We start from the raw sequence: 5,347 nt of genomic DNA, 5'->3' as shown, positions 1-5,347 counted from the left end.
CTCTTCTGCTAAGATGCTGAATTTGAGACATTAGAAAACCGCCGTATGTCTTCACAATTACCTCCTTTAAATATATTTTATAGCCAATATTGCATCTAGCTAATTAACGCCGGACGCAATTTTGTTCTCCATATCCCATTTATCAATATGTATTCTTTCTTTTGCATTAATTTCTTTATGCTCCAAAATTTTTGCGTCTTTACTCGGTTTGCCGAGTCCAATAAAACATGGCATCAGATAATCCTCAGGGAAACCTAACACCTTCCTTGCGTGCGCTCCCTCGTTTCCTAAAGGAATTCTAAGATTACATGCATAACCTTCTGCCGTAGCCGCCAAGAATATGTTTTCAATGCAGCACCAAATCGAAGCAAAACTGTTTAAATACGAAAGATTTTCAGGTTTCATAATGTCAAACTTTGATTTAAATAACGGAACAATTATCGCCGAAGAGTCGGCAAGCATTTGATATTGTCCTGGAACAGAATATCTATAACTTGCTTGTTGAAAAGGATCGCTTATATTCCATTCCTTGAGCAATCTATCCATGTCTTTTTCTGAAATATCTTTGGGAATAATGTCAATAAGCTGCAAAACGATTTGATTATCTTTTATTACAATGAAATGCCAGTTCCTCATACTTCCGTTTGCGGGAGCCTTAAGGCCAGCGCGTATTATTCTTTCAATAACATCATCGCCTATTTCTATTCTTTCAAAATCTCTTATCGACCTTCTTTTTTCTACGACATCATAGAACTTAATTTGTCAATAAAAATATTAAAAAAAACATTGATTAATCAAAACATTCTATATAGATTATCTATATAGAATTTTTTTCAATGCTAAACGACTAGAATTTATCAAATAAAAATAAACATATTGCCGAATATATCTTTTTACTCAATTATAATCTTATACGCTCTCATCCAAAAATCAACTTGAATCAAATAAGCCATAAGTTGCGGGCCGGTCATGAGCTGACCATACCAGGGTGTCGAAATAGCCTTTCCGTCGGTATCGATAATTTCCTTAACCTTTTGTTTATTAATCAACTGCGTTAACGGCGAATCCGGATCGTTCAATACTTTTTGCAGACTGGATTTAACCGCGTTTAGATATTTTGGATTATGTGTTTTGGGATATGGGCTTTTTTTCCGCCATATTATTTCATCAGGCAAAACACCTTTCATGGCTTCTCTTACAATTCCTTTTTCTCTGTTATTATAGAACTTAATATTCCAAGGCATATTATAGGCGTATTCCACCAATCGATGGTCGCAAAACGGCACTCTAACCTCAAGCCCGCTATACATACTCATTCTATCTTTTCTGTCCAATAATGTTTGCATAAACCAATTTACATTCAGCATAAACATTTGCCTCATGCGAGACTCAAAATCACTCTCGCCCGGCAAGGTGTCCGTATTGTTTACGGTATCGCTGTATTGTTGTTTTACATAATCTTCGCCGTCCTTTATCATGCCTGGTTTTAAGATGCTTAGCCTTAAATCCAAAGATTGAGACCAAGGGAATGTATCTTTAAATAAAATATCCTTATTATAATACCAAGGGTAACCTCCGAATATTTCGTCGGCGCATTCGCCCGAAAGCGCAACAGTAAACTCTTTTTTTATTTCCCTGCAAAACAAAAGCAGCGAAGAATCAACATCTGCCATGCCCGGCAAATCGCGCGCAACCACGGCGTCGCTTAAATACTTTTCCAAATCCTCGTTATTAAGCGTTACTTCATGGTGTTGAGAGCTTATGTCTTTAGTTAATAATTTTATATATTCTTCGTCGGAATTAGGTTGAAAAAGACTTTTTACAAAAAATTTCTGATTGTCGACATAGGTAACAGAATAGGTATGAATCGCGCCTTTGTTTTCGGCTAAATAACTATCGGCGGCTATTTTTGAAATAATGCTGGAATCAAGTCCCCCCGACAAAAAACAACACAACGGCACATCGGACACCAACTGGCGCTTAACCGCGTCGGTAATTAAAAAGCGCGTCTTTTCAATGGTTGTTTTTACATCCTCGGTATGTTCGCTGGCTTTCAAATACCAATATCTATTGATTTTGATTCCTTTTTTTTGGTTAAAGACCAGATACTCTCCGGGTTTTAATTCCGAAACGCCCTTGATAACTCCGTTACCGCTTGTTCTGCCAGGCCCTAAAAGGAAAACTTCCTTAAGACCGTCATTGTCAATTACAGGCTTGACTAATGGATTGGCTAGTAAAGTTTTTAACTCTGAACCAAAAATAATGCCATCAGAATAGGAATATATAAACAGCGGCTTAACGCCCATTCTGTCGCGGGCTAAAAACAAAGTTTTGGTCGTATCGTTCCAAACCCCGAAAGCGTAAATGCCGTTTAGCTTTTCCAAACACGCTTCGCCCCAATGAATAAACGCCGTCAGCAATACCTCGGTATCTGAATGCCCTTTAAATTGGTACTTAAAAGCTAAAAGCTCGTTTCGAAGCTCGTTTGTATTATAAAGTTCGCCGTTATATACAATTGTATAACTGGTATCGCCTTTTTTTATTGTCATTGGCTGAATGCCGTTTTCAGGGTCAATAACGATAAGTCTTCGATGCATTAAGCAGGCGTTTTCCTTCAGATATATGCCTTGCGCGTCAGGCCCTCGTCGGGTCAAAGTACCTGTCATTTTGTTTATTGTCTTCTCATGTTTTCTTAAATCTTGATTAAAATCAATCCAACCAGCTATTCCGCACATATATACCTTCCATAAAAAAAGCATCATTCATGATGACGCTTAAATATCAATATTACATACTATGCAGCGCCAAAAAAATTTTCTATTAGCGCTTTTTTCTTTTTTCATCTTTTTTTATTATGCTTTGATATATAAAAAAGACGCTGCAATGAACTTCATAGCGTCCTTTTAGCCTTGCCACTTTGATATCATTTTTGATTAAAATTGATTAAATATTCTTAAATTAATTAGATACTTTTTCGCTAATTATTTTGCGTCTATTCAAAGTTTGCTCAAACATCTCGTCAAATACTTGCGGAAGGGTTTTTTCGAAAACTTTTATTCCTTCTTCGGTTATCCCGCCTTTTGTGGCAACTCTTGATATTACATCTTGAAAATTCATCTTTTTTTTTAAGCATTAATTTGGATGTAGAGTATAATGTCTGTAATAGCATTTCTGATATTTCTTCTTTATTACAGCACGTCGTATGCCTTAGAGCCGCTTCCGCAAATTTCTTAAAGATAGCGGCAATAAAACCGGGCCCGCAACTTGTAAGTTCGGACACAAATCCAAAGTCTTGTTCATCTATCCGCCATACCTTGCATATTTTTTTAAACAACGATTCTATGTGTTCCGCGGCCTTTAAATTGACCTTATTGTTATGGCAAATTAATGTTATTCTTCCTTGACTTCAGAATCCACAGTCGGTATTACTTTGGTTATTTTGCAGTCAATATTCTTTCCATATCCTTTATCGCTACTGATCCGGCTATGGAGATTATATGATGACGATTTTGAATATAAGGTTTTATTTGGAGCAAAATATTTTTAAATTCCAATGGTTTTACGCAAATAAAAATATAATTTGCGTTTTTTGCAATATCTATAACGTCTTAGGCTATATTAATCTCGGGCCAAATATTTTTTATTTCGTCAAGCCTGTTTTTGTCTTTTCTTGTTACAATTATCTCTTTCTGACTAATTTTTTCAGACACAATAAAACACTTAATAAGCATGCTTCCCATGTTGCCAAAACCAATAAATCCAAATTTATAAAACGCCCCTATTTTAAATCCATTTTCTGTTTTTTGCCGGCTTTCCGTGCCCGAAATAAATAATTCGTTCCCCTAGTTCTGTTATTTTTTTGGCGCTGTCCAGCATAGACGTTATTTTTTTGGCGCTGTCCAGCATAGACTTTTCATCATTATATAAAATTGAAGTTGTCGGATAGAATATATTCATCAACGCGTCGCCGACTATAAGCTCTTTTTCATCAACATCAAGCCCTATGGAACCTTTCGTGTGTCCCGGCAATCCAATGACTTTTGCCGAAACGCCGTATTCTGTTAAATCATCGCCGTCTTTTAGAAAGACTGACGGTGTAAAAGCTTTCATTTTATTTCTAGAGAACTCTTTCAGAGAGGCAGATAATATTATCTTCCCAAAAAAGGTTTTGGCTGACAAGGATTGATTATTATTGGACTCAATTAATATCACGTCATCTTTGTGCATGGCAATCGGAGCTTCAAGAATTTTAGATAAGTCAACTGCGTTTTCCGCGTGATCGCAATGAGTGTGCGTTAATATTATCAATTTAATCTTATATGGCTTACACGCGCTTTAACGATTGTATATAAATATTCTTTCTTTCCGGTGTCAACCAAAATGCCCGAAGCTCCATCAAATACAATATAGCAATTCACATGACCGCATTTAATCCTTTTCACAGCGCTCATAGCAATTCTCCTTATTAACTAAATAAAAAAATAAATTAGTTTTATATTCAATTTGAATTATTTATTATATTAATTATAGGATATAAATTAATTTTACCATTTAACATGTTTGCGCTCAAATTGATTGCTCTAGATAAACATAAAATTTCATTAAAAAATATTATCTATATTTAGATAATTGCAATCATATTAACACCAATCAGGTAATTAATATTTAAGCGCCAATCATATTCGACTGGCGCTTTATCACTTGGTAGTTTAAATCTCAGACAAATTAATCATAACATTCTTTATTAATAGTTAAAAATTAATATTTTTGAACCATTAGAAAAATTACTTAATTTTTTCATCTCTTTTTGAATACTTTTTCATTAATTCCTCTAAACCTGTTTCAGATGTTAGATTTTCAAGATTATCAAATATTTCCTCTTCGCTCCAGTTCCACCATTTCAGGTTAAGTAAAAATTCAATTTTTTCGTCACTAAAGCGTTTTTTGATAAACTTAGCCGGATTCCCACCATATATTGAATAGGGTTCAACATTTTTCACTACTGTTGAATTAGCGGCAATAATCGCACCATCACCAATTTTAACACCTGGCATAATGGTAACATTTTGGCCAATCCAGACATCATTACCAATCACAGTATCTCCCTTAAAAGGAAGTTGTTCTATTGTAGGAGTAACCTTTTCCCATCCACATCCAAAGATGTTAAAAGGATAAGTTGTAATTCCATCCATTCTATGATTTGCGCCATTCATAATAAACTTAACACCCTCTGCAATTGCGCAGAACTTACCTATTATCAATTTATCTCCAAGAAATTCGTAATGATATTCTATATTTTCGTAAAACTTCTCTGGAGATTTTTTATTATCGCTATAATAGGTATATT

At 34.9% G+C, this 5,347-nt stretch carries 6 protein-coding genes; all 6 read right to left on the bottom strand.

From position 1 onward, the window contains the following. Positions 1 to 99: 99 nt before the first annotated feature. Entirely contained in the window at positions 100 to 759 is a 660-nt protein-coding gene (locus VIL26_07715) for a nitroreductase family protein (protein HEY8390814.1), read from the bottom strand. 134 nt (positions 760 to 893) lie between these two features. Then, positions 894 to 2,735 (bottom strand): asparagine synthase (glutamine-hydrolyzing), encoded by a 1,842-nt coding sequence (gene asnB, locus VIL26_07710; GenBank protein ID HEY8390813.1) that lies wholly within the window; start codon positions 2,733 to 2,735, stop codon positions 894 to 896. 223 nt (positions 2,736 to 2,958) lie between these two features. Then, positions 2,959 to 3,117 (bottom strand): pyrroline-5-carboxylate reductase dimerization domain-containing protein, encoded by a 159-nt coding sequence (locus VIL26_07705; GenBank protein HEY8390812.1) that lies wholly within the window; start codon positions 3,115 to 3,117, stop codon positions 2,959 to 2,961. Positions 3,118 to 3,783: 666 nt separating this feature from the next. Beyond that, positions 3,784 to 4,308: an MBL fold metallo-hydrolase gene (locus VIL26_07700; protein HEY8390811.1), complete on the bottom strand. Its 525-nt coding sequence runs from the start codon at positions 4,306 to 4,308 to the stop codon at positions 3,784 to 3,786. Further along, positions 4,305 to 4,451 carry a hypothetical protein gene (locus VIL26_07695; GenBank protein ID HEY8390810.1) on the bottom strand — a complete coding sequence of 49 codons (147 nt, stop codon included), beginning with the start codon at positions 4,449 to 4,451 and terminating at the stop codon, positions 4,305 to 4,307. Before VIL26_07695 ends, VIL26_07700 begins: the two co-directional genes overlap by 4 nt. Positions 4,452 to 4,784: 333 nt before the next feature. Further along, positions 4,785 to 5,347, bottom strand: a 563-nt coding sequence (locus VIL26_07690) for a CatB-related O-acetyltransferase (protein ID HEY8390809.1), incomplete at its 5' end; no start/stop codon positions are given.

It is taken from the genome of Clostridia bacterium (genome assembly GCA_036562685.1).
GTDB lineage: Bacteria > Bacillota > Clostridia > Christensenellales > DUVY01 > DUVY01.
This window is presented reverse-complemented; position numbering and strand designations above follow the sequence as displayed.